Below are 4,005 nucleotides of genomic sequence, written 5' to 3'. Positions count from 1 at the left end.
CATTTCATTTTAAAGGCGGGCAGGGGGCGAAAACCGGTACCGGGGGACATCTTCCCGGTAATAAGAACAGAGGAAAAATATCCCTAGTCCGGGGTCTTAAAGAGGGCACGGATGCTATTTCTCCTCCTACTTTTAAAGAGTTAGTAACGGCTGCCGATTTTAAAAAATTTGCGGATCATGTTCGTGAAATAACCGGCGGTATACCTATCGGCTTTAAATTAAGTGCCAATCATATTGAGGAGGATATTCAGTTTGCTTTAGATGCCAGCGCCGATTACATCATTCTTGACGGCCGGGGCGGTGGCACAGGGGCTGCCCCGCAAATCTTCCGGGATCACATTAGTGTGCCGACTATTCCGGCTCTGGCAAGGGCTCGTCGATATTTAGATCAGCAGGGAGCTAGTGGGCGTGTCACTTTGATTATCACCGGAGGATTACGTTTACCCGTTGATTTTGTGAAAGCGCTAGCATTAGGTGCCGATGGCGTTGCCATCGCCAATAGTGCTATGCAGGCAATTGGCTGCGTTGCCGCAAGAATGTGTAATACCAATAATTGTCCTGCCGGTATTGCAACACAAAATGCTGATTTACGGCAACGTCTTAATATTGAAAAATCAGCGCAGCAGTTATTTAATTTCCTGGATGCTTCCGTTGAACTAATGAGTGTAATGGCGCGGGCCTGCGGGCATCAGCAGCTAAATCAATTTAATAAAAATGACTTGGCGACATGGCATCGTGAGATGGCGATGCTCTCGGGGGTTAATTATGCCGGATATAATAACTTAGAATAAATATTACTACTTTGATAAAGAGTTATTCAGTACAGGGATGTTCAAAAAGGGTTCTGTAGTAGCTGATGAGGCAACTTTCACAACGTAGCGCTAATTATACCCAAGAAATTCAATCCATTACTGCCGCGGAAGTGACTGAAATTCAGCTACAAGCTTCTAACAAGAGATTAGCCAAAGTGAGCGAGTCACCGAATGCGCTGCTAAATAAATCCACTAATAGAGAGCAACGCGCACTTTTTATTATTACCTGTCGCAGACGACAGCCGCTTATCAGACGGGCAGGGCTTTGTTTAAACTGTGCTTATTAATTTCTAATACCAATGTCGGCCAGGCATAGCTTTATAGCAGATTATCATTCGTCATTCCTTTGTCAGTTAAAGCCACATTAAATCTAATTAAAAAATGCTTACTTAAATCTTCTATCACGCTTTTATTCTTTTTTATCGCGCAGTTTATCTGGCACTTTAAACCATAAATCAATGAGGCATAAGAAGGCGATAATCCCCAGGGTTATGATTTCTATGGTGCCGAAAATTGCGATAAAATAGGCAAAATAAGTTGAAAATTTGGCTAACCACCAGGAACTCATATCTATCCACAGGCTTAACCAGGCTGTGCTAATGAGCAGACTTTTGATACCTCCTGGGTAACAACTGAAACTTAATATAAAGGTCAGTGAAACGACCAGTAGCGCAATACCAAAGAGGTGAATATGCGCTGTTTTTGCCATCGCCGTCCACGAATAGCCTTTTTCAGTGAAAACTGAAATATCTGCATAACTATTGAAGGGTATGGAAGGGATAGCGCCAGTCATGGTTGATGAGCGGCTATGGCATTTTTGGCAATCCGCTTCGATAATGTACATCACCTCATCTTTAAAATAATCATTTTCCAATGCCCCCGCCTGAATCCACTTTTCCATGACCTTAATATCGTCATCTACGGTGACATATTGGTACATAGTGGTTTTCATCGCTCCTACTAATGCAGATTCGCTGTATTTTGCTTTCACTTTATCCATTTCCGGTATATTAAAACCGCGATCAGAGCTGGAATAAAGTAAACCGATTAGAGTGGCCGCGCTAAATAACCCTAAGATAATGCTAATGAGGAAACCGGATAAGCCTAATTTGCTGTGGAAATTCAGTGTGTTCAGACGCATATTGGCCTCTGCTATAAAGAATTAGGGAAAGAGTACCGGCCGGTTAAGGCAGGTACAATATAGCTACTTAAAGGTAAAAGAGAGTGAACCATCGTGGTAGAGATGGTCAATTTGGCTGTTATCAAAAACTGCAACACCAAAATGGTAGGTTTTCTTTAAATCGGTAAACTGCACATCTTGTAACTCTACCAGTTCGCCCGTGGTGATGAGTTGACGTTTGAGTTCAATGGTCCAGACTCCATCATTCCAGACGCCGCGCGACCAAATATCACCGCGAGAGCCGGTGAAGGCTTCAGAGACGATACCCGGAATCAGATCGCCAGTTTTAAAGTTATCAACAAAAACGGTTTTTTGAGAGGGGGTAATGGTGAAGTCATTCAAACCATCCTGGCTACGATTCATAAATGCGGGGCCGGATTTATCTTCATTAATATTGTCGACGTAACCTCCCGATTTTTTAGCATCGCCATGGCGTCCCCAGTTTGCATTCACTTGCGGATCTTTAACATCATCAATAAACTGATCATCTATTACCCCGACAGGGTTCATACGCACACTTTTCCAGTGCCACATATCGATAGTTTCACCCGCCCTGCGTGTATATTTGCGCCCGGCAGTTATCCCCTTCTGGTCAATATCGGCAATTTTCCCATCGTCGTTGACCAAATGGCATGCTACATCACAGCCTTTTTTTTCAAACCCAGGCGCGTTAATCTCCCATAAAAACGCAAATTTATCTTCATAATAAATATTAGAATGTCCTACCTGATCTTTATCTTTAAGTTGTTTCCATTGACCGTTTTTTTGTTTCTGCCAGGGGAACCGCTCTATGCTTTTAGTGGGATCAGCATATTGTACTAAAAAATAAACATGCTGGTTATCGTATAAGGATTTGATAGTAATATCTGTTGCTTGTATGCCCTTATAGTTATCCGACTGGTAGGGCTGTTTATTGACTTTAATCTGTAATGGCTGAGCACTGTCCCACAGAGGCTCGGCGATGCCATCTAATATCACTGTGCTATCGATTTTAATGCTGCTTAGACTGTTTTCTGCTGCGAGCAAGTTGCCCTGTTGAAGCGCGAAGCCAAGTAAAATCATAGCTGTTGACAGTTTTTTCTTATCTATTTTCATCATATTTATCCTTTTCCGTCATAAAATAAAAGAGCAGAGGGGATCTAAGTAGTCACATATAAATTGTCGGGTATTTGGGCCAAGTGTATTTATTGATCTATAGGATTATTGACCCCCGTGCCTACTTACTGTTCATTTTAGATATTTAAGCAAGAATTATCCGGTATTTTGAATCAGTTCCCTCAAAATACCAATAACTTTTCAATGGGTACTTAGCTAACTTAAAACTAGGCCTGACGTGCAGAAATTGCGAATTATTTTTGTTGCTAATAGATTGTTTCTAATTAACTGCTTGATTCGATAGTTATATAAATTGAGGCTAAATATAGTTGCCGCGCTACTTGCCGATCAGTAGATGTTCAAGTAGTTTGCCTGTAGAGCCTATTTATTCAGGAAAAAACCATGCTTGATGCAATTTGTCATTATGATCCTGACAATCCTAAAACCTATTCTATTTTTGAGTTTAAGATCTTAGCTGCGAGTGAGCTTGATAAATTACGCCATTTTTTAATCTGCCCTGTCTGTCAACAAAAAGCCTACTTTCGAAAAGCCTCCATTGATGGCAGGCAAGCTTGTTTCGGCTCCCGTTACCATAAAATTGATTGTGCCGAGTTTAACCCCTCAGCGCGTAAAAGAGAGGCAGAAAAACAGCTGGCTGAAGTGGAAAAAGTACTGCTTGAAAGCGACTCCTTAGTGATCGATTTTAATGCAGCGCTTGTTAAAGCTAAAAATATTCCAGAAAAAGCATTGAAGAGCACCAAAAAAAGCCCCAATAAAGTACTTAATACACAGCTGGAAGAAGTTCAAGAAGCTGTTAAATCAGAGCCAAAAGTGAGCAAACAGGGGTTAAAAAAACTGCTGATGAGTTTATTGCGCGGTAGTTCATTGGCGGATTCTGATCTTTGGATTTATACCAGT

Annotated in this window: 4 protein-coding genes and 1 pseudogene; 3 read left to right on the top strand and 2 right to left on the bottom strand. The window is 41.5% G+C overall.

Annotated elements, in window-relative coordinates:
* Together ACJAT7_RS18370 and ACJAT7_RS18365 are read left to right on the top strand one after the other, a co-directional pair.
* On the top strand, positions 1-791 hold a 791-nt coding region (locus ACJAT7_RS18370), incomplete at its 5' end, for an FMN-binding glutamate synthase family protein (protein WP_415228244.1).
* 65 nt (positions 792-856) lie between these two features.
* Positions 857-1,099, top strand: a complete 243-nt coding sequence (locus ACJAT7_RS18365) for a hypothetical protein (protein WP_415228243.1) — start codon at positions 857-859, stop codon at positions 1,097-1,099.
* A 122-nt stretch (positions 1,100-1,221) separates the two neighbouring features.
* On the opposite strand, the gene ACJAT7_RS18360 is transcribed toward ACJAT7_RS18365, so the two are convergent.
* Both ACJAT7_RS18360 and ACJAT7_RS18355 read right to left on the bottom strand, forming a co-directional pair.
* On the bottom strand, positions 1,222-1,953 hold the full coding sequence (locus ACJAT7_RS18360) for a hypothetical protein (protein ID WP_415228242.1): 732 nt from the start codon (positions 1,951-1,953) through the stop codon (positions 1,222-1,224).
* Between the two features lie 63 nt (positions 1,954-2,016).
* Positions 2,017-3,090: an ethylbenzene dehydrogenase-related protein gene (locus tag ACJAT7_RS18355; RefSeq protein WP_415228241.1), complete on the bottom strand. Its 1,074-nt coding sequence runs from the start codon at positions 3,088-3,090 to the stop codon at positions 2,017-2,019.
* Between the two features lie 399 nt (positions 3,091-3,489).
* Here ACJAT7_RS18355 and ACJAT7_RS18350 point away from each other — a divergent pair.
* Positions 3,490-4,005 (top strand): annotated as a pseudogene (locus ACJAT7_RS18350) (hypothetical protein); the annotation flags it as partial.

The organism is Psychromonas sp. (assembly GCF_047632995.1).
Taxonomy (GTDB): domain Bacteria; phylum Pseudomonadota; class Gammaproteobacteria; order Enterobacterales; family Psychromonadaceae; genus Psychromonas.
Note: the sequence above shows the minus strand (reverse complement) of the source record. Positions and strands in the feature narration are given on the sequence as shown.

What these genes read in the sequence shown, in the direction of transcription:
- ACJAT7_RS18365 (WP_415228243.1), top strand. Translation starts at nt 857, where the DNA reads ATGAGGCAACTTTCACAACGTAGCGCTAATTATACCCAAGAAATTCAA.
- ACJAT7_RS18360 (WP_415228242.1), bottom strand. Translation starts at nt 1,953, where the DNA reads ATGCGTCTGAACACACTGAATTTCCACAGCAAATTAGGCTTATCCGGT.
- ACJAT7_RS18355 (WP_415228241.1), bottom strand. Translation starts at nt 3,090, where the DNA reads ATGATGAAAATAGATAAGAAAAAACTGTCAACAGCTATGATTTTACTT.